Raw genomic sequence first — 18,053 nt, forward strand, 5'->3', positions numbered from 1 at the left:
GCTCAGGCCCGCCACAAGTACCAGGCGGCGACGGTGCGATAAGGTCGCCAGGCGCCGCCCAGCGCGCGCATCTGTGCAGGCGTCGGTGCTTTTTCCAAGCCCTTGAGCCGCCGATAGCCCTCCCGTACGCCAAAGTCATCGACCGGCAACACATCCAGACGCTCCAGGCTGTAGATCAACAGCATCTCCACTGTCCATCGCCCTACCCCGCGCAGCGTCACCAGACGCTCGATCAATTCGTCGTCGGGCATGTCCAGGGCCTGCTCGCGGGTTGGCACCACACCGTCCAGGCGGCCTTGGGCAATGTCCAGCAGTGTGGCCAGTTTGCTGGCCGAGAAGCCGCAGCTGCGCAAGGCGGCGGGGTCCGCTGTCAGCAGTTGCGTGGGGGTGGGGAAAGCCTCTTGCCCAAATAGCGCCAGCAGTCGCCCGAGGATGGCGTCGCCTGCACGGGCGTGCAGTTGTTGGTAAGCGACCGACCTCACCAGTGCTTCGAAGGGTTCACGCCCTGGGGTAGTACGGTGGCGGCAGGGGCCGACGGCGGCAATGTGCCGCGCCCAATCCGCATCCAGGCCACCCAGGTATTCGGCCGCTTGCCGGTAGGCGAGAGGTTCGGCGTCGATCAACATTGAAGCGGCTCCATCGATCAGTGGAGATGCCAGCTTAACCCAGCCACTCATCGGCCGACTGCCGGATCTTGCGCAAGTAATTCCTGAGGCAGCATTGCCCGCCATGGCCTGACCCGCATAGAATTGAGAACCATTCACAATCACATCCGACAGGAACCGACCGTGGCGACGATGCAGCTTCCCGACACGCTCAAACCGACCGAGGTCGCCCTGCTCTACCAATCCCACCATGCGTGGTTGCGCGGCTGGCTACGCAGTCGCGTCGGTTGCAGCGAACATGCGGCCGACCTGGCCCAGGACACCTTCGTGCGCCTGTTGCGCGCCCGGCAGACCTCGCCGTTGAAAGAGCCTCGCGCCTACCTCAGCAGCATCGCCCGCGGCCTGATGATCGATCAGTTTCGTCGCCGTGCGCTGGAGCGGGCCTACCAGGACAGCCTGGCGCACCTACCCGAAACCGATATCCCGAGCGAAGAACACAGGCTGGTCATTCTCGACAGCCTGGAGCGCCTCGATCGTGCCCTGCACCAGCTCAAGCCGCGTGCTCGCCAAGCCTTTCTGCATGCGCAACTGGACGGGCTGAGCATCATCCAGATCAGCTTGCTCCTGGGCGTTTCGAAAGCGACCGTGGAGCGCGACCTGGCCAAGGCGCTGAAGACTTGCTACCGGTTGCGTTATGCCGACGCCTGACCAAGCACCCGCCCAGGCTCGGGTCGACCAGGCCATCGACTGGTTGGTGAGGCTACGCTTCGGCAGCCCAGGGCCGGATGCCCAGGCGCAGTTCCAGCAATGGTTGTCGTTGCACCCTCACAATGGGTTGGCCTGGCAGCGCGTCAGCAACCTGGGCGATGAGCTCGCCGGGCTACCCAAGGACCTCAGCCGTCGTACCCTGCAAGGCAGCGAGCGCCAGGGCATCAGCCGGCGCGACCAGCTCAAGCTGGGGGCCTTGTTGGTGGTCGGCAGCGGCCTTGGCTGGATGGCGCGCGAGCCGCTGGGCCTGCCGGAGCTGCTGGCCGACAGTGCCACTGCCACCGGCGAGCGCCGACAATTGCAAGGCAGTGATGGCAGCCGCATCCAACTGAACACCGCCAGTGCCATCGACCTGCGCTTCACGGCGAGCCAACGCCGCCTGGCGCTTCTGCGCGGTGAAGTCAGCCTGGACAGCAATTCTGACGACAAACGCCCGTTCTTCATCGATACCCGAGTAGCCACCCTGCGCACCCTCGACGGGCAACTGCTGGTGCGCCAGAGCGATCACGGCTTGCTGGTGGCGGTGCGCCGGGGCGAAGTCACGGTGATGACCGGTGCTACGCCAGTGCGGGTGCATTCCGGCGAGACCTTGCGCGTGCAGGCCAATGGAAGCCATCAAGCCGTCACCCCGCCCAGTGACCCCTGGGGCTGGACGCAGGGTGTGCTCAGCGTTCGGCAAATGCCGCTGGCAGATTTCGTCGCTGAGCTGAACCGATACCGCCCCGGTCTGCTGCGCTGCGCCCCAGCGGTGGCGAAACTGATGGTTTCTGGGACCTACCAGCTGGCCGACACCAATCAGATCCTGCAGCTACTGGCCCGCAGCCTGCCAGTGCGCATCGATTACCACACCCGGTATTGGGTCAACATCGACGCCGCTTAGCTCACTGACACGGCTCAGTTGGTAACCACCGGAGCGAGCTGCAATGCCGTTCCTGCAGGCAAACCCGCTAGCTTTCAGAGGGGGTGCAGGACGGCTGCTCACGCCGATAAGACTGCCGTGCAAAGCACACGAAAAGCCCGGCCATCAATGCCAGTGCCATGGGCAGCCCGTGGGGCGCCACGTCCATGGCCGCGCCGCTGATCAGCGGCCCCACCAGGCTGCCGACGCCCCACAACAAACCGACGCTGGCATTGGCGGTGACCAGGTCCTGCCCTTTGAAACGCTGGCCTATCAACACCAGTGCCAGGGTATAGATGCCGCCCGCGACAGCACCCAGTACTACCAGCAAGGGCCACAACAGCCACGTCATGTTCAGCAACCAGGGCAACCCGATGCCAATGGCCATGGCCACTACCCCGCACGCCAGGTGCAGGCCGGTGCGCTCGACGCGGTCGGCAAGCCAGCCCAGCGGCAGCTGGAACAGCATGTCCCCTGCGAACACCACGGTCACCATCAGCGCCGCCACACCCACGGCGAAACCGTGGCTGCTGGCGTACACCGGCAAGAGCGAGAGCACCACGGCATCGAAAAACGAGAAAAACAGCACAGCCACGCACAGCGCCGGGGCCACGCGAAAGAAGCCGGCCAGGCCGAAGCTCTTGTCGTCTTCAGCGTGCAGCACCCGGTCATTGGGCACCGTCACCACGATGCACGCCAACGCCAGGCCATAGCAGGCCGTGACCACGCCGGTAATCCAGGGGCTGTGGGCACCAAGCACCGCCAGCATCGCCGGCCCAAGCACTTGGAAACCGGTAAAGCTGGTGGCGTAGAGGGCCATGATCTTCCCCCGGTTATGCTCCTGGCACAGCTCGTTGACCCACGACTCACCAAGAATGATCGCGATGCCCATGCCAAGGCCCAGCGCTAGGCGCAAGATGGCCAGACACCACAACGAGGCAAATGCAGGTTCCAGCAGGCCGATGCTCAGTGTGCACAGGCTGAAACACAGCAAATAGAGTGTGCGTCGCTTGAAATACCGGCAGCAGGCATCAACCAGAAAGGCCGACAGCATCATGCCAGCCGCCGGAATGGCGGAAATCATCCCGATTTCGAGGGTGCCTGCGCCAGCCTCGTGCAGGCGCAACGACACCAGGGGTAGGGTCGCGCCCAGGCTGAACCCCACGACCGAAACGGCGAACAGTAAGCCCGCCAGCAAACGCATGTTCATGAACCACTCCCAGCAAACCGATAAGACGTGCAGACAAAAACGCACCCACCAGCACGGCGGACGCTGTTCGAACGCTGATCAGTTCAGGTGTGGCGAGAAGGTGAAGGCAAACAGGACGCTGCGACGGCGCTTGAGCACGGTGTCGCTCGGCCAGGCACGGCGCAGCCCATCCGGGGCAGGCTGACGGCGACAGGGCAAGGACAGGAAACGGCGCATTGCTTTGGCTACTACGCAGAAAGTGAGCAAGAGGCGGCACTCTAGGCCAGAGCAGGCGATACCGTCAATTGCCTCAGTGCCTGTGGCGTCAAGGGGGCATCCCTGCCCCTTTCTGAGCATCAGCGCTTGCCCGTGCTCGGCAGCAATACCGCCAGCACTCCGAACAGGGGCAGGAACGAGCAAAGCCCGTACACGTATTCGATACCGCGCAGGTCAGCCACATAGCCCAGCAATGCCGCGCCGATGCCGCCAAAGCCGAACATCAGGCCAAAGAAGATGCCCGCGATCATGCCTACGCTACCGGGCACCAGTTCCTGGGCATACACCACGATGGCGGAGAATGCCGAAGCCAGGATGAAGCCGATCACCACGCTCAGTACCGTTGTCCAGAACAGGTCCGCGTAAGGCAGTGCCAGGGTGAACGGTGCCACGCCCAGAATCGAGAACCAGATCACCGCCTTGCGCCCGATGCGATCGCCGATGGGCCCGCCAAAGAAGGTGCCCGCCGCGACCGCGCCCAGGAACAGGAACAGGTGCAACTGCGAACTGGCGACCGATACGCCGAACTTCTCGATCAGGTAGAAGGTGAAGTAGCTGGTGAAGCTTGCCATGTAGAAGTATTTGGAAAACACCAGCAGCCCCAGCACCACCAGCGCGGCAACCACGCGCCCGCGGGAGATGCCGTGGGTAGCCTGTACCGCCTTGCGCGCCTTGGCTTGGCTCAGGTGCTCGATGTACCAGCGGCGCAGCATCAGGGTCACGGCGAGAAAGAACAGTGCAGCCACGCCAAACCAGGCGACATGGGTTTGCCCGAACGGGATGACGATGGCCGCAGCCAGCAACGGGCCCAGGGCAGAACCTGTGTTACCGCCTACCTGGAAGGTCGATTGCGCCAGGCCAAAGCGGCCCCCGGACGCCAATCGCGCAATACGCGAGGTTTCGGGATGGAATGTCGAAGACCCGATGCCCACCAGGGCCGAGGCGAGCAGAATCATCGGGAAGCTGCCAACGAACGCCAGCATCACGATACCGATCAGCGTGCACACCGTGCCCATGGGCAGCAGGTTGGGCGTAGGCCGGCGGTCGGTGAAAAAGCCCACCCAGGGTTGCAGCATCGAGGCGGTGATCTGAAACGTCAGGGTGATCATGCCGATCTGGGCGAAGCTCAAGTTGTAATTGGCTTTGAGCATTGGGTAGATGGCCGGCAGCACTGACTGGATCAGGTCATTGATCAGGTGCGCCAGGGCGCAGAAGCCGATGATGCGCATTACCAACGGCGTAGCGGTGCTCGCCTGCGCTTGGGTGGACGCCGGGGCGGCGCTGGGGATGGCCATGGCCTGGATCTCCGTCGGAAAGCTGGGCTCCGATTATCGGGATACAAATAGATACATAGCTACCTTTTTTTCTACATCAGGTCTGGCCAGCCCTTTCTTCCAAAGCTCTGTGGATGCTCCGACTGGGCCGAGAGCGTCCGGGGCTCGAGCCGGTAAATACCGAAATTGAAGCCGATCAACCATACGATTTGGGGTTTTCAGGGGATGGATAACGCTGCGCGCACCGCGATCGCTCGCTAAGTTTTTGAAAGCGTGCAAATTTTTTTTATAAAGCGTGTTGACAGGGGGGCCGTTCAAGAGAATAATGCGCGCCATCGGCTACATAGCTCAGTTGGTTAGAGCATAGCATTCATAATGCTGGGGTCCGGGGTTCAAGTCCCTGTGTAGCCACCAAACAAGACGAAGGGCTTACCGCAAGGTAAGCCCTTTTTCTTTGCCCGCCAGAAAGTCAGGTGGTCTTCGCGAGCCTGCGCAATCACCTCACACCGCTCATCGCCAAAAAGACAGCTACCAGGCTAACCACGCCCAGTGCGCGAGCGACATGGGCGCGCGATAGGCCACGTTAAGCCACAGCGGGATTGCTGACTCACCTGGGCTTGCTGCAAAAGGATGACGCCGCGCTGCCGTCACCGCCCCAGGTGCGGTAGCCGGCCGTGTCCAGATGAATGCGACCGCTTGGGTAGCGGCCAAGGCCCATGCCCCACGCCTGACCGTGCTGCTGCCAGAAACGGCACAGCGGGTTGGGGTCGGCCCAGGGCGCCAGCAGGACATCCACGGCGAATGCCTGGGTATGCGCACTGCCGATCGCCCCGCCGGCACAGCGGTTGAGGCCTGGATCACGGTAAGCGGAGACCACTTCGAAATCGGGCAAGGCCCCCTGCTCACCCAGCGTTCGGAGCAACGACAGCGTAGCGCGCACGGCCGGCCAGTTTTGCTTGGGCGGCACGGCAAACGGTGAAGCCCGGCACAATTTCCAGTCCGAGGCCGAGCGCAGCAGCTGATCAATGGGCACCACGCCGTAGACGCGCGCCTGCACGAGCATGTCCCGAAAAGGCCGTGTCGGGTGCTCACCCGCCCACTGGGCGAACATCCTCAGGTCGCGTTCATCGGCCAGGGCCCCGCTGGACGCCGAATTTACCGCCAGCAACAGCGCGGCAACCACACTCCGTTTCTTCGACATGGCACACCCCTGCACGTCTCGGCAGCGGCCCTGCCGCTGGCTCAGTCCGGGAACAACGTGCAGGCCATCACCAGCGCATCCTCGCGACCACCCGCAGCTGGATAATAGTCGCGCCGGCGGCCGATTTCATTGAAGCCGAAACGCTCGTACAGGCGATAAGCCGGGTTGCTGGCCCTCACCTCCAGGAAACACTCGCGACCGTTGAGCTGGTAGGCGCGCGACATCAGGTGTTCGAGCAGCCGCAAGCCCAGGCCGCGCCCCTGGTTTTCCGGCTTGACGGTGATGTTGAGCAGGTGAGCTTCGTCGATGATCACGTTGATCACGCCGTGGCCAACCTGTTGCTGCCCATCGAACATCAGCCAGACTTCATAGGATTTCAGGGCATCCAGAAAGATGCCGCGGGTCCAGGGGTGGCTGAACGCGGCATATTCGATTTTCAGCACGGCATCCAGATCCGCCTCGGTCATGGGGCGAAAGCTGATCGAGTCACTCATTCAACGGGTTTCCAGCGCGCCATCAGCTGGCGCATGGCTTTCCAGACGTCCGCTTTACGCTGCGGCTCGTCCATCAACAGTTCCAGGCCCGGCAAGGCCCACGCCTCGCCCAGGCCGTCGAGCTTGAGGGTTTGGTAATAAGCCTGGTCGTCGGCGCCGGCAGCAAAGCGCAGCGCCGGCGTACCCACCAGCCACAGGCAGGTGCAGGGCGCTTCTTCCAGACGCGCCTGGACAAAACCCTGTACAAAATCGCGGGCTGCGTCCGGACCCTGGTCCATGTTGCCGCGCATCAGCAGCGGCCAGCGCACTGGCTCACCCACGATCTGCGGGGCATCGGGTAGGCCAGCGGCGCGCAGCATGTCCTTGAGCAGCAGGTAGGACGGGTCACGGCTCTGGAAAGGCTGGCCGGTGGCCAGCTCGACCAGCAATAGGCAATCGCCAGCGCGCAGCAATTGCAAGGCAAAGCGCGGAGGCGGTACCGGCACTGGGCGAGGGGTCGCAGCCTGCTCGGGCGCCTCCACAGGCTTGGCCGCGGCCTTGGCGGAAACGCCAGGGCGCGGGACCTCGATCTTCGGCCGCTCGACGACCCGTGCCTGGGGGGCAACAGGTGATTTGTCGGCTATCTGGCGTGGCGGCGGCTCGAAATCGATGTCCTCGGGCGGCGCTAACGGCAGCAGCAGCTCGGGCCGCGACGGCGCGGCGAACGGCAGCTCGGCGCGCGGCAGCCAGTGCACCACTTGCATGGCGGACAGGTAGGCGCGACGACGTTGTTCGGTAAGCAAGGCGGTCATCCGAGGGGGTTGGGACAGGTGCGCATTCTAACGCCGATGACTCGCCAGTGCCGCATCAGCTCGGCGGTTTTTTACGCATCCCCTGCCTGCCTGGGCAAGCCATAGGAGGCGCGCGGTTCGATCAGCCTGTCGCACGACAGACCAAGCGGATAAGAACCAACCCGTCGGATGCAGTACAATCGCCCCCTTTTTCTTGGCCACGAGTCCAAGCCGATGATCGAACCCAAGCGCGTCCTGCGTGCCCTAGCCGAACACTGGGCCCTGATCGAGCCGCTGTGCGAGCGTTTCGACCAGGGCACCCTCAGCCTGGTGGAGCTGCGCCAGCATGTGGCCCGCCAGCAGATCGAGAGCACCCCGCAGGACATTACCCAACTGCTCGATGTGTGGATCCGCCTGGACATCCTGGTACCCGTTGCCAAGAGCCCGAACCGCTTCGAGCTCAATGCCCAGATCCACGATTTTCTCGCCTACCTGCGCCGTGAACATCGCCTCGGCCTGTGCCTGGAGATCGAGGCCTACCTGCGTCACCTGGAGCGCCTGGCCGGGCACATCCAGGATGCCTTCGACAACCGCGACAGCGACGACCTGGCGCGGCAACTGCGGTTGCTGGACATGCGCGTGCGGGATGTGCTGAAGAAGCTCGACAACGATGAGCAGGCCCTGGTGGCCGTCGCCGAGCGGGCCAAGACCAGCAGTCGCCAGATACCGCTGCGCCAGCGCTATGCCGAGGTGCTGGCCACCTGGGACGAATACGTCGAGCCGATGATCCAGCTGGTCAACGCCGACGGCGCCTTCGAGCAAGGTGTGCGCAAGGTCGAGACCGTGCTGCTGAAGCTACTCGGTGAACAGGCGCGCCTTGGCCACCTGGTCGACGACGACATGCTGCTGCGCACCCATGCGCGCATTCTGGAGATGCAGACCAGCGCCCAGCTTACCCTGCGTCATGCCCGTGAGCTGCTGCTGCCGCTGCGCGAGGAAGCACGGCGCCATAACGCGGTTACCCGTGGTGCAGCCCTGGCACTGTCGGTGGTGCGCCGCAAGGGCCTGGACGCGCTGCCCCAGGCGGCCATGCCGTTGTTTACCCGCCCGCAAAGCACCTTCCTGGGCAGCGCCAGCCAGGTCGAAGCCTATGTCTATGCCTTGGCACGCTTCGAGCCCAAGCCAGCGCGTTTCCCCAAGGCGCACAAGAGCACGTCCGACGCCAAGCCTCGCGCACCGCGCACGGTCAAGGAAATGACCGAACGCTGTGAACAGGCACTGCCTCTGCCAGACCTGATGGTGTGGCTGCTGGAGCAGGAGCCCGAAGGCGCCACCGACGAACTGCTGTACTGGTTCTCACGCCTGTCACGGGAAAAACGCTTCAACCGCGAGCGCCTCGAGCGGCGTGACTACGACACCCAGGAACACCGCGTCAGCCTGCGTTCGTACGCCCTGACTTCCAGCCGCGAAGACGCCGCCAGTGCGTCCCCAGAACCCCACGCGAGCCCAGCCCATGCATCTTGATCTTTCCGAACTGTCCCAGCTCGCACCGATCTTCCGCGAGCTGTTCAAAGGTTTCCACATCAGCCGCCGCGACCCGGAGCTGTACGCGCAGTTGTCCAACTTCCAGGACCAGTACCGCAGCCTGTTCAAGGCCCTGGGCTTCGAGCTGGTGTGCGACACCCGCGGTTTCTACTACTTCGTGCCGGACATGACGGCGGCGCAGGTCAACAAGACGGCGCAGCGCCTGTCGCTGTTCACCTTCATTCTGGTCGAGCACCTGGCCGATCAAGGCCGTGACCCGATCGCGGTGCTCGACGGCGGCAGCGTTGGTCGCGACGAACTGCCTTCGTTGCTCGACAAATACCGTGACCTGTTCCTGCAGGCCGAGGTGCAGACGGTCGAGGACTTGGAAGAAAAGATCCTGCGCCGCATGACCCAGCTTGGCTTCGCCCATGAAGAAGGTGGCATCTACCGTTTCCTGCCGCCGATGCACCGGTTCCTGGACGTTTGCCTGGCCGTGCAGCAGGACCGGGACTTGGCGGCGACGCTGCACAGCGCCCTGCCCTTGCCCACCCCAGTGCTGGCCGAAGACCACGCCGAGCCAATGCTCGAACACACGGACGATCCGCTCGACCTGACGCCGTTCGAGGCTGAGGAAGACGAGGAACAGGCCCTGGCTCGTGCCATCCGCCAAGAGCAACAGGAGATCGACGCATGAGCCAGGAACGCTACGGCATCCGCCGCTTCGCATTGCTCAACACGGCAGGCTACAGCCTGGGTTTGTTCCCGCTGGAGCACCCGCTGTCGGTGTACGGCGCCAACAACCTGGGCAAGTCGGCATCGATCAACGCCCTGCAGTTCCCGATCCTGGCCCGCATGTCGGACATGAGCTTTGGCAAGTACAGCCTGGAGCAGTCGCGCCGCTTCTACTTCGCCAGTGACACCTCGTACATCCTCTGCGAACTGAGCCTGCCCCACGGGCCGCACGTGATCGGGGTCGTCGGCCGTGGGCCGGGTGGCGGCTTCGGGCACCAGTTCTTTGCCTACCAGGGCGAGCTGGACCTGGCGCACTATCAGAAGAACGACACGTGCCTGCGCCAGAAAGAGCTGTTCACCAACCTTGAAAGCAAGGGCATCAAAGCCTACGAGCTCAAGCCGGACGAGCTGCGCCGCCTGTTGGTCGGCGGTCATACCTCGGTGCCCCTGGACCTGACCCTGATCCCGCTGCGCTCGACCAGCGAGCAGAGCCTCAAGACCTTCCGCGCGTTGTTCATCAACCTGCTGCACATGCGCGAAATCACGGCGGCCAAGCTCAAGCAGCTGTTCCTCGATGCCTTCGAGCACAGCCTGCGTTCTGGCAGTGTCGACTACATTGCCGCCTGCGAAGAAGCCTTCCGCGATGTGCGACGCATGGAACAGGACTACAACGCCCTGGTCGCCGCCGGCCCACTGGTCGAGGCACTGGCCGGCGGCGTTGCCCAACGCGACATCCTGCGCGGCAAGCTGCACCGTATTTCGCCGGTGCTCGACAACCTGCTGGGTACCTGGCAGGACTACGCCATGGCGCGCAAGGAAGAGCTGGTCATCCAGGCCGAGCATTACCGGGGTGAACAGGACCGCTTGCAAAACGATCAGCGCGGCGGCACCCAGGAGCTGATGCGCCTTGAGCGTGAAATCACCGGCATCCAGCGCTGGCTAGGCGAGCTGTCGGTGTTGCGCCATCGTTTTGCTTTGGTCGATGACGTCAAGGTGCTGGAGCAGCAGTTGCTGGCGGCCAAGGATGCCCATGACGAGCTCGCCGGCGCCCTGGCCCAGTCCCGTCAGTTCAGTGCCGAAGACCTCGACCAGCGCGTTGGCGACCTGGAAAAACGCCTCAGGCAGGTCAAGCAGCAGCTCGATCACGCCGACAACAACAGTTATGCCCGTTTGCGCGAAGAGTTCTCGCAGCAGGATGTCGACCGCCTGATGCGCCTGTTCAACGGTGCCCTGTTCAGCCTGCCATTGGGTGAGCGTGGCATCGAGCTGGACGACAGCGACCTGTGGGTGAAATCCCTTGAAGCGGTGCTCGACCGCTTCAAGGGTGAGCGTTTCGAGGTGCCTGGCCTGTCCATCGACCTGTCCCACATCGACCCACCGGCCTTGCAGGCGCTGGCTGACCGCGCCGCGCTGCGTGATCAGAAGGAGCGCCTGGACAAGGAGCTGCGCCAGCTCAAGACCCAGCAGGCAGTGAGCGCCGACCGCTCGGCTTCCAAGGCGCAGACCGAAGCGCTGTACCAGCAGGTACTCGACGCCCAGAAAGCCCTGGAAGACTACCGCCGCAGCCAGACCCTGGCCGCCGAAGAGCCTGCCAAGCTCGAACAGCTCGCACAAATGGAGGCCGCTCAGGATGAACTCAAGCGCTCCAGCGATGCGTTTACCGAGCGGGTACAGCAGCTGTCGGCCAAGCTGCAACTGGTGGCGCGCCAGTTGGGTGACCTGGAGTCCAAGCAACGCACCCTGGACGATGCATTGCGCCGCCGTCAGTTGCTACCGGCCGACCTGCCCCTCGGCACCCCGTTCATGGAAGCCATCGACGACTCCATGGACAACCTGCTGCCACTGCTCAACGACTACCAGGACAGCTGGCAGAGCCTGCAGCGGGTGGATAACCAGATCGAAGCGTTGTACGCGCAGGTGCGCCTCAAAGGCGTAGCCAAGTTCGACAGTGAAGACGACATGGAGCGCCGCCTGCAGTTGCTGGTCAACGCCTATGCCCACCGTACCGACGAGGCATTGACCCTGGCCAAGGCGCGTCGCGCTGCCGTGACGGACATTGCCCGTACCCTGCGCAACATCCGCAGCGACTACGACAGCCTCGAGCACCAGCTTGCCCTGTTCAACCGCGAGATCAACCGACGCCAGGTGTCGAACCTGGAAAGCTTCCGTGTGGTGCTGGCACCGAACAAGGAGGCGCTCAAGCACATCGACCAGATCATCCACAGTGCTGGCCAATATGAAGAAGGCGAAACCCTGTCGGTGTTCGACCTCACCCAGAACGCCGACCAGGACAACCGGAACGAGCAGGCCAAGGAATACCTGGCGCGCCTGGTCGCCGCGAACCATAACCAGCTGGGGTTGAAGGACCTGTTCGAGCTGGCGTTCGAGATCACCAAGGTCAACGGCCAGCCGATCATCCACGCCGACATCGACGGCGCGGCGTCCAACGGCACGACCATGACCATCAAGGCGCTGACCAACATGTACCTGTTGCTGCACCTGATGGACCGCGACTTGGCTGGGCGTGTGCGCCTGCCGTACTACCTGGACGAAGCGGCGGACATCGACGAACGCAACCAGGCGGCATTGCTGGAGACCAGCCTGCAGCTGGGCTTCGTGCCGATCCTGGCGAGCGTCAAACCGCAGGTTTCGGCACACGTGGCCATCGACCTGGAAGGCGGCAGCGGCCCCAACGGCATCTACATCGACGAATCGGACTGGAAGTTCATCAGCCCGCTGGAGGAGGTGAAGGTGGTGGTACGCGAAGATCAGGGTGAAGTGGTTATCTGACGGAGATCGTGGGGCCGCGTTGCGGCCCCGACAATGGATGTTGCGAAGCTGAGGTTCTGGGACTGACACGCCTCCCATCACCCCCACCTCAACACTCACAACGCATCCAACTCAAATCGACCCAGACCTGCCCGTCACTGAGCCCACGGCAGAATCGGAATCGCCGTCACGGCATTCTGCGGGCTGCCTTCGACGATGCGATCGCTGTACACCAGATACACCAGCGTATTGCGCTTCTTGTCCAGGAAGCGCACCACCTGCATGGTCTTGAATACCAGCGAGGTGCGCTCCTTAAATACCTCATCGCCATCCTTGAGTTCGCCCTTGAAGCTGATCGGTCCTACCTGACGGCAGGCAATCGAGGCCTCGGCGCGGTCCTCGGCCAACCCCAGTCCACCCTTCACACCCCCCGTCTTGGCTCGCGACAGGTAGCACGTCACACCTTCGACCTTGGGGTCGTCGAAGGCTTCCACGACGATGCGGTCGTTCGGCCCTAGAAACTTGAAGACAGTGGACACCTGGCCGATTTCCTCGGCGCCAGCCAGCATCGGCAACCCAAGGGCTGCCACGACAAACAGTTTCTTCAGCATGTTCATACCAGCACCAGATTGTCACGATGCACCAGCTCAGGCTCGGCGCTATAACCCAGGATAGACTCGATGACGTCGGAGGATTGCCCGATGATCTTCTGCGCCTCCAGGGCACTGTAGTTGGCCAGGCCCCTGGCCACTTCCAACCCATCAGGGCCCACGCACACCACCATCTCGCCACGTCTGAAGCTGCCCTGGATGGCCTTGACGCCCACTGGCAGCAAACTCTTGTTGGCCTGGCGCAGTGCCTGTACCGCACCCTCGTCCAATACCAGCGTGCCGCGGGTCTGCAAATGGCCCGCCAGCCACTGCTTGCGGGCTGCCAGCATGCCACGCTCAGGCGACAGCAAGGTGCCCAACCGCTCACCGGCCTTGAGACGATCAAGCACGCGCTCGATGCGCCCGCCAATGATGATGGTGTGGGCACCGGAGCGTGCCGCCAAGCGCGCAGCGCGCAGCTTGGTCTGCATACCGCCGCGCCCCAGTGCACCACCGGTGCTGCCGGCCACGGCGTCCAGCGCCGGATCATCGGCACGGGCCTCGAAGATCAGTTGCGCGTCGGGGTTGTTGCGCGGGTCGGCATCGAACATGCCATCACGGTCGGTCAGGATCACCAGCAGGTCGGCTTCCACGAGGTTAGCCACCAATGCCGCCAGGGTATCGTTGTCACCGAAGCGAATTTCGTCGGTCACCACGGTGTCGTTTTCATTGATCACCGGCACCACGCCCAGTTCGACGAGGGTGCGCAAGGTGCTGCGCGCATTGAGGTAGCGCTTGCGGTCGGACAGGTCGTCATGGGTCAACAGGATCTGCGCGGTATGCTTGCCATGCTCGCCAAAACTCGACTCCCAGGCCTGCACCAGGCGCATCTGACCGATGGACGCTGCTGCCTGCAGCTCGTTCATCGCACTGGGGCGTGACGTCCAGCCCAGCTGGCTCATGCCGGCGGCCACGGCGCCCGAGGAGACCAGCACCAACTCCACGCCCGCTTCACGCAGCGCGACCATCTGCTCGACCCACACGGCCATGGCGCCGCGATCGAGGCCTTTGCCATCGGCGGTCAGCAGCGCACTGCCAATCTTCACGACCCAGCGCCTGGCGCCCGTCACCTTGCTTCGCATCGTCTTCCAACCTATGTCGAATCTGTAGATACCGTGGATACAAAAACGCCGCTCAAGCGAGCGGCGTTTAGTGTACTGCAACCGATCAGTCGCGCACGTAAATGATTTCCGGGCCGTCTTCGTCGTCCTCGAAGTCATCATCCCAGTCATCGTCATCGCCGATGTCGTGCACGCTCTTGACACCGGTACGGCGCAAGGTGCGAGCATCGTCCAGGGCCTGCAACTGGGCCCGCGCCTCGTCCTCGATGCGCTGGTCGAGGTCGGCCAGTTCCTCGGCATAGGCCGGGTCGTTGGCCAGGCGGTCGGCACGGTCTTCGAGGTAGCGCATCAGGTCGTGGCTGAGCTTTTCGGTACCTTGCTTGGAGATGGCCGAGATCACGTACACAGGGCCCTCCCACTGCAGGCGCTCGACCACTTCCTTGACCCGCTCGTCGCGCTCGTCATCCATGACCATGTCGGCCTTGTTCAGCACCAACCAGCGCTCACGCTCAGCCAGTGACGGGCTGAAGCGGGTCAGCTCGTTGACGATGACTTCGGCGGCATCGGCCGGGCTGCTCTCGTCCAGCGGCGCCATGTCCACCAGGTGCAGCAGAACACGGGTACGCGCCAGGTGCTTGAGGAAGCGGATACCCAGGCCAGCACCGTCGGAGGCACCTTCGATCAGCCCAGGAATGTCGGCGATGACGAAGCTTTTCCAGCGGTCGACACTGACCACGCCCAGGTTCGGCACCAGAGTAGTGAACGGGTAGTCGGCCACTTTCGGCTTGGCGGCCGATACCGAGCGGATAAAGGTGCTCTTGCCCGCATTCGGCAGGCCCAGCAGGCCCACATCGGCCAGCACTTTCATTTCCATCTTCAAGTCGCGCTGCTCACCCGGCTTGCCAGGGGTGGTCTGGCGCGGTGCACGGTTGGTACTGGATTTGAAACGGGTATTGCCCAGGCCGTGCCAGCCGCCCTGGGCGACCATCAGCTTCTGCCCCGGCTTGACCAGGTCACCGATCACTTCCTGCGTGGAGGCATCGATCACAGTAGTGCCCACTGGCACACGCAGGAACAGGTCTTCGCCCTTCTTGCCCGTGCAGTCGGTGCTGCCGCCATTGGCGCCGCGCTGGGCTTCGTGGTGACGGGTGTAGCGATAGTCGACCAGGGTGTTGAGGTTCTCGTCTGCCACCATGAACACCGAGCCACCGTCACCGCCATCGCCGCCGTTGGGGCCACCGTTCTCGATGAACTTCTCGCGGCGGAAGCTCATGCAACCGTTACCGCCGTCACCGGCCTTGACCCGAATGGATACTTCGTCAACAAACTTCATTCAAAAACCGCCTCTCGCCTTCCGACGAGTTGAACACTGATAAACATGAGGCTCTTGCAAAAATGAGCGCGGCGGCCCCGTACGACCGTAGAAACCCACGCCGGCAACCCATACAAACAGCTTTGCAAGAGGCTCACCACAAACGAAAAAGCCCCGTCGCATGACGGGGCTTTTGGAGCGACGTCGCGATTAGGCTGCGACGATGCTCACGTAACGGCGGTTGAACTCGCCTTTCTTTTCGAACTTGATCACGCCTTCGATCTTGGCGAACAGGGTGTGATCTTTACCGATGCCCACGCCGTAGCCTGGGTGGAATTCGGTGCCGCGCTGGCGGACGATGATGTTGCCTGGCTTGATAACCTGGCCGCCATACATCTTCACGCCAAGGCGTTTCGATTCTGAGTCGCGACCGTTACGAGTACTACCACCAGCCTTCTTGTGAGCCATGGTTCAATTCTCCAAATAAATTCAGGGGATCTAGGGGATTAAGCCTGGATGCCGGTGATTTTGATCTCGGTGAACCACTGGCGGTGGCCCATGCGCTTCATGTGGTGCTTACGACGACGGAACTTGATGATGCGAACCTTGTCGTGGCGGCCTTGCGAAACGACTTCGGCCACTACTTTAGCGCCAGCAACAACTGGAGCACCGATGGTGACTTCTTCACCGTTGGCGACCAGCAGAACGCGATCGAAAGTCACGGACTCGCCAGTGGCGACTTCCAGTTTCTCGACCTTGAGGAATTCACCTTCAGCGACTTTGTACTGCTTGCCGCCGGTAACGATTACTGCGTAAGACATGGTATTTCTCCGATAATCCTGCTCACCCAGCGCTTTATATGATGAGTATTGGCTGGCATGGCTGCACAGGGCTGGAACGGCCCGGCGCAATTGCGTAAGGCAGGTGCTGCCCAGGAAGTTAGGGTGCGCGATTGTACGCAACACAGGTTTTGCTTGCAAGTGCAGCGCCCGACCGACCGGCACCGTGCCTTGACACACCGGGACCCGCAACCTAGCATGCCGCGCAACCTCACTGGAGCAGCCGATGCAACCCCAAACCTTCTACCGTGCGGTGGCTGACGATTTCAGCGCCGTCGACGAGATCATCAAGAAGCAGCTGACCTCGCGCGTGCCGCTGGTATCGAAGATCGGCGACTATATCACGTCGGCCGGCGGCAAGCGCCTGCGTCCATTGCTGGTGTTGCTGTGCGGCAAGGCTCTGGGCCACCGGGGCGACGACCTGCGGCTGCTGGCGGCCACCATCGAGTTCCTGCACACCGCTACCCTGCTGCACGATGACGTGGTCGACATGTCGGGCATGCGCCGCGGCCGCTCCACGGCCAACGCCCTGTGGGGCAATGCCCCAAGCGTGCTGGTCGGTGATTTCCTCTATTCCCGTTCGTTCGAGATGATGGTCGAACTGGGGTCGATGCCGGTCATGCAGATTCTGTCCAGGGCTACCCGGGTCATCGCCGAAGGCGAAGTGCTGCAGCTGTCGCGGGTACGCGATGCCAGCACCACCGAGGAGGTCTACATGGACGTCATCCGCGGCAAGACTGCCATGCTGTTCGAAGCCTCTACCCACAGTGCTGCGGCGCTGGCCCAGGCCTCCGATGCCCAGCGCGAGGCCTTGCGCATGTTCGGTGACCACCTGGGCGTGGCCTTCCAGCTGGTCGACGACCTGCTTGACTATGAAGGCGATGCCGAAGCACTGGGCAAGAACGTGGGCGACGACCTGGCCGAGGGCAAGCCCACCCTGCCTTTGATCTACACCATGCGCGAGGGCACTGCCGAGCAGGCAGCGCTGGTGCGTCAGGCCATTCAGAAAGGCGGCCTCGAAGACCTGGAGCAGATCCGTGCCGCCGTAGAGGCATCGGGTGCACTCAAGTACACCGCAGCCCTGGCGCAGGATTACGTCAAGCGCGCTATCGAGTGCCTGGAAGTACTCCCTGCCAGCGAATACCGGGATGCGTTGGTCGAGCTCAGCCAGTTCGCGGTCGCACGCACCCACTGACGGCACGCCCTTCCCCACACGCGGTTCGTCCCCGAACCGCTACGGACTTTTGTCCGGACATAATCACTTCTGAAACCAGACCTTCTACAATGGCGGCTTTTCCGCCTGTCTGTTCGAGGAACCGAAGTGAGTACGTTGCCACCCTGCCCCAAATGCAACTCCGAATACACCTACGAGGATGGCACGCAGCTGATCTGCCCTGAATGTGCCCACGAATGGTCGGCCAACGGCGAAGCCGAACCGGCCAATGACGATGTGGTGAAAAAAGATTCAGTCGGCAACGTGCTACAAGACGGCGACACCGTGACCGTGATCAAGGACTTGAAGGTCAAGGGCTCGTCCCTGGTGGTCAAGGTCGGCACCAAGGTCAAGAACATCCGCCTGTGCGACGGTGACCACGATATCGACTGCAAGATCGACGGCATTGGCGCGATGAAACTGAAATCGGAATTCGTGCGCAAGGTCTGATTTTACCCAGATCCGCCAATTGGTT

The 18,053-nt window shown here is 62.8% G+C and carries 19 protein-coding genes and 1 tRNA gene; 8 read left to right on the plus strand and 12 right to left on the minus strand.

The features are described from left to right. Positions 1-2 precede the first annotated feature (2 nt). Positions 3-626, minus strand: a complete 624-nt coding sequence (locus tag FS777_RS17995; RefSeq protein WP_145256776.1) for a DNA-3-methyladenine glycosylase — start codon at positions 624-626, stop codon at positions 3-5. A 171-nt stretch (positions 627-797) separates the two neighbouring features. Here FS777_RS17995 and FS777_RS18000 point away from each other — a divergent pair, with 171 nt between their 5' ends. Both FS777_RS18000 and FS777_RS18005 read left to right on the plus strand, forming a co-directional pair. After that, positions 798-1,313, plus strand: a complete 516-nt coding sequence (locus FS777_RS18000; RefSeq protein ID WP_027915459.1) for a sigma-70 family RNA polymerase sigma factor — start codon at positions 798-800, stop codon at positions 1,311-1,313. Beyond that, positions 1,300-2,253 carry a FecR domain-containing protein gene (locus FS777_RS18005; protein ID WP_145256779.1) on the plus strand — a complete coding sequence of 318 codons (954 nt, stop codon included), beginning with the start codon at positions 1,300-1,302 and terminating at the stop codon, positions 2,251-2,253. Before FS777_RS18000 ends, FS777_RS18005 begins: the two co-directional genes overlap by 14 nt. A gap of 67 nt (positions 2,254-2,320) precedes the next feature. Here FS777_RS18005 and FS777_RS18010 read toward each other — a convergent pair whose 3' ends face one another. From FS777_RS18010 to FS777_RS18015, 3 genes are all read right to left on the minus strand, one after another. Further along, positions 2,321-3,481 carry an MFS transporter gene (locus FS777_RS18010; protein WP_145256782.1) on the minus strand — a complete coding sequence of 387 codons (1,161 nt, stop codon included), beginning with the start codon at positions 3,479-3,481 and terminating at the stop codon, positions 2,321-2,323. 78 nt (positions 3,482-3,559) lie between these two features. Next, the gene (locus FS777_RS21460) at positions 3,560-3,697 is read right to left on the minus strand and encodes a hypothetical protein (protein WP_167338938.1); all 138 of its coding nucleotides are present in this window, start codon (positions 3,695-3,697) and stop codon (positions 3,560-3,562) included. Positions 3,698-3,816: 119 nt separating this feature from the next. Beyond that, on the minus strand, positions 3,817-5,031 hold the full coding sequence (locus FS777_RS18015; RefSeq protein ID WP_058638608.1) for an MFS transporter: 1,215 nt from the start codon (positions 5,029-5,031) through the stop codon (positions 3,817-3,819). Positions 5,032-5,347: 316 nt separating this feature from the next. On the opposite strand from FS777_RS18015, the gene FS777_RS18020 reads away from it, so the two are divergent. Next, positions 5,348-5,424: transfer RNA gene (locus FS777_RS18020), tRNA-Met, on the plus strand. 193 nt (positions 5,425-5,617) lie between these two features. On the opposite strand, the gene FS777_RS18025 is transcribed toward FS777_RS18020, so the two are convergent. Genes FS777_RS18025 through FS777_RS18035 form a run of 3 tightly spaced genes read right to left on the minus strand, consistent with a single transcriptional unit; the run spans position 5,618 to position 7,487 of the window. After that, a complete protein-coding gene (locus FS777_RS18025) occupies positions 5,618-6,211 on the minus strand; it encodes a D-Ala-D-Ala carboxypeptidase family metallohydrolase (protein ID WP_178091289.1) in 594 nt (197 codons plus the stop codon). A gap of 41 nt (positions 6,212-6,252) precedes the next feature. Then, entirely contained in the window at positions 6,253-6,705 is a 453-nt protein-coding gene (gene rimI / locus FS777_RS18030; protein ID WP_023533216.1) for a ribosomal protein S18-alanine N-acetyltransferase, read from the minus strand. Next, on the minus strand, positions 6,702-7,487 hold the full coding sequence (locus FS777_RS18035) for an energy transducer TonB (RefSeq protein ID WP_078479453.1): 786 nt from the start codon (positions 7,485-7,487) through the stop codon (positions 6,702-6,704). The genes rimI and FS777_RS18035 overlap by 4 nt, the downstream gene beginning before the upstream one ends. Before the next feature lie 222 nt (positions 7,488-7,709). Here FS777_RS18035 and mksB point away from each other — a divergent pair, with 222 nt between their 5' ends. From mksB to mksF, 3 genes are read left to right on the plus strand one after another with little or no spacing between them, the layout of a single operon-like run. Then, a complete protein-coding gene (gene mksB / locus FS777_RS18040; protein WP_058638609.1) occupies positions 7,710-8,999 on the plus strand; it encodes an Mks condensin complex protein MksB in 1,290 nt (429 codons plus the stop codon). Further along, the gene (gene mksE / locus FS777_RS18045) at positions 8,989-9,696 is read left to right on the plus strand and encodes an Mks condensin complex protein MksE (RefSeq protein WP_100852240.1); all 708 of its coding nucleotides are present in this window, start codon (positions 8,989-8,991) and stop codon (positions 9,694-9,696) included. Before mksB ends, mksE begins: the two co-directional genes overlap by 11 nt. Next, entirely contained in the window at positions 9,693-12,524 is a 2,832-nt protein-coding gene (gene mksF / locus FS777_RS18050) for an Mks condensin complex protein MksF (protein ID WP_058603096.1), read from the plus strand. The genes mksE and mksF overlap by 4 nt, the downstream gene beginning before the upstream one ends. Positions 12,525-12,658: 134 nt before the next feature. On the opposite strand, the gene FS777_RS18055 is transcribed toward mksF, so the two are convergent. The 5 genes from FS777_RS18055 to rplU all read right to left on the minus strand — a co-directional run bounded on the left by FS777_RS18055 (position 12,659) and on the right by rplU (position 16,347). Continuing rightward, positions 12,659-13,114, minus strand: a complete 456-nt coding sequence (locus FS777_RS18055; RefSeq protein WP_371259680.1) for a CreA family protein — start codon at positions 13,112-13,114, stop codon at positions 12,659-12,661. A 2-nt stretch (positions 13,115-13,116) separates the two neighbouring features. Then, entirely contained in the window at positions 13,117-14,235 is a 1,119-nt protein-coding gene (proB, locus tag FS777_RS18060) for a glutamate 5-kinase (protein WP_058603097.1), read from the minus strand. An 85-nt stretch (positions 14,236-14,320) separates the two neighbouring features. Further along, entirely contained in the window at positions 14,321-15,547 is a 1,227-nt protein-coding gene (gene cgtA, locus FS777_RS18065) for an Obg family GTPase CgtA (protein ID WP_023533221.1), read from the minus strand. A gap of 189 nt (positions 15,548-15,736) precedes the next feature. After that, complete coding sequence (rpmA, locus tag FS777_RS18070) at positions 15,737-15,994, minus strand: 50S ribosomal protein L27 (protein ID WP_023533198.1); 258 nt, start codon at positions 15,992-15,994, stop codon at positions 15,737-15,739. 38 nt (positions 15,995-16,032) lie between these two features. Then, positions 16,033-16,347, minus strand: a complete 315-nt coding sequence (gene rplU / locus FS777_RS18075; protein ID WP_023533254.1) for a 50S ribosomal protein L21 — start codon at positions 16,345-16,347, stop codon at positions 16,033-16,035. 244 nt (positions 16,348-16,591) lie between these two features. Here rplU and FS777_RS18080 point away from each other — a divergent pair, with 244 nt between their 5' ends. Both FS777_RS18080 and FS777_RS18085 read left to right on the plus strand, forming a co-directional pair. Then, positions 16,592-17,560, plus strand: coding sequence for a polyprenyl synthetase family protein (locus FS777_RS18080; RefSeq protein ID WP_058638612.1), 969 nt, complete (start codon positions 16,592-16,594; stop codon positions 17,558-17,560). A 126-nt stretch (positions 17,561-17,686) separates the two neighbouring features. Further along, positions 17,687-18,028 carry a zinc ribbon domain-containing protein YjdM gene (locus FS777_RS18085; RefSeq protein WP_058603098.1) on the plus strand — a complete coding sequence of 114 codons (342 nt, stop codon included), beginning with the start codon at positions 17,687-17,689 and terminating at the stop codon, positions 18,026-18,028. The last annotated feature ends 25 nt before the right edge of the window (positions 18,029-18,053 follow it).

Source organism: Pseudomonas sp. DE0157 (genome assembly GCF_007678615.1).
Classification (GTDB): domain Bacteria; phylum Pseudomonadota; class Gammaproteobacteria; order Pseudomonadales; family Pseudomonadaceae; genus Aquipseudomonas; species Aquipseudomonas parafulva_B.

What these genes read in the sequence shown, in the direction of transcription:
- FS777_RS17995 (WP_145256776.1), bottom strand. Translation starts at nt 626, where the DNA reads ATGTTGATCGACGCCGAACCTCTCGCCTACCGGCAAGCGGCCGAATAC.
- FS777_RS18000 (WP_027915459.1), top strand. Translation starts at nt 798, where the DNA reads ATGCAGCTTCCCGACACGCTCAAACCGACCGAGGTCGCCCTGCTCTAC.
- FS777_RS18005 (WP_145256779.1), top strand. Translation starts at nt 1,300, where the DNA reads ATGCCGACGCCTGACCAAGCACCCGCCCAGGCTCGGGTCGACCAGGCC.
- FS777_RS18010 (WP_145256782.1), bottom strand. Translation starts at nt 3,481, where the DNA reads ATGAACATGCGTTTGCTGGCGGGCTTACTGTTCGCCGTTTCGGTCGTG.
- FS777_RS21460 (WP_167338938.1), bottom strand. Translation starts at nt 3,697, where the DNA reads ATGCGCCGTTTCCTGTCCTTGCCCTGTCGCCGTCAGCCTGCCCCGGAT.
- FS777_RS18015 (WP_058638608.1), bottom strand. Translation starts at nt 5,031, where the DNA reads ATGGCCATCCCCAGCGCCGCCCCGGCGTCCACCCAAGCGCAGGCGAGC.
- FS777_RS18025 (WP_178091289.1), bottom strand. Translation starts at nt 6,211, where the DNA reads ATGTCGAAGAAACGGAGTGTGGTTGCCGCGCTGTTGCTGGCGGTAAAT.
- rimI (WP_023533216.1), bottom strand. Translation starts at nt 6,705, where the DNA reads ATGAGTGACTCGATCAGCTTTCGCCCCATGACCGAGGCGGATCTGGAT.
- mksB (WP_058638609.1), top strand. Translation starts at nt 7,710, where the DNA reads ATGATCGAACCCAAGCGCGTCCTGCGTGCCCTAGCCGAACACTGGGCC.
- mksE (WP_100852240.1), top strand. Translation starts at nt 8,989, where the DNA reads ATGCATCTTGATCTTTCCGAACTGTCCCAGCTCGCACCGATCTTCCGC.
- mksF (WP_058603096.1), top strand. Translation starts at nt 9,693, where the DNA reads ATGAGCCAGGAACGCTACGGCATCCGCCGCTTCGCATTGCTCAACACG.
- FS777_RS18055 (WP_371259680.1), bottom strand. Translation starts at nt 13,114, where the DNA reads ATGCTGAAGAAACTGTTTGTCGTGGCAGCCCTTGGGTTGCCGATGCTG.
- proB (WP_058603097.1), bottom strand. Translation starts at nt 14,235, where the DNA reads ATGCGAAGCAAGGTGACGGGCGCCAGGCGCTGGGTCGTGAAGATTGGC.
- cgtA (WP_023533221.1), bottom strand. Translation starts at nt 15,547, where the DNA reads ATGAAGTTTGTTGACGAAGTATCCATTCGGGTCAAGGCCGGTGACGGC.
- rpmA (WP_023533198.1), bottom strand. Translation starts at nt 15,994, where the DNA reads ATGGCTCACAAGAAGGCTGGTGGTAGTACTCGTAACGGTCGCGACTCA.
- rplU (WP_023533254.1), bottom strand. Translation starts at nt 16,347, where the DNA reads ATGTCTTACGCAGTAATCGTTACCGGCGGCAAGCAGTACAAAGTCGCT.
- FS777_RS18080 (WP_058638612.1), top strand. Translation starts at nt 16,592, where the DNA reads ATGCAACCCCAAACCTTCTACCGTGCGGTGGCTGACGATTTCAGCGCC.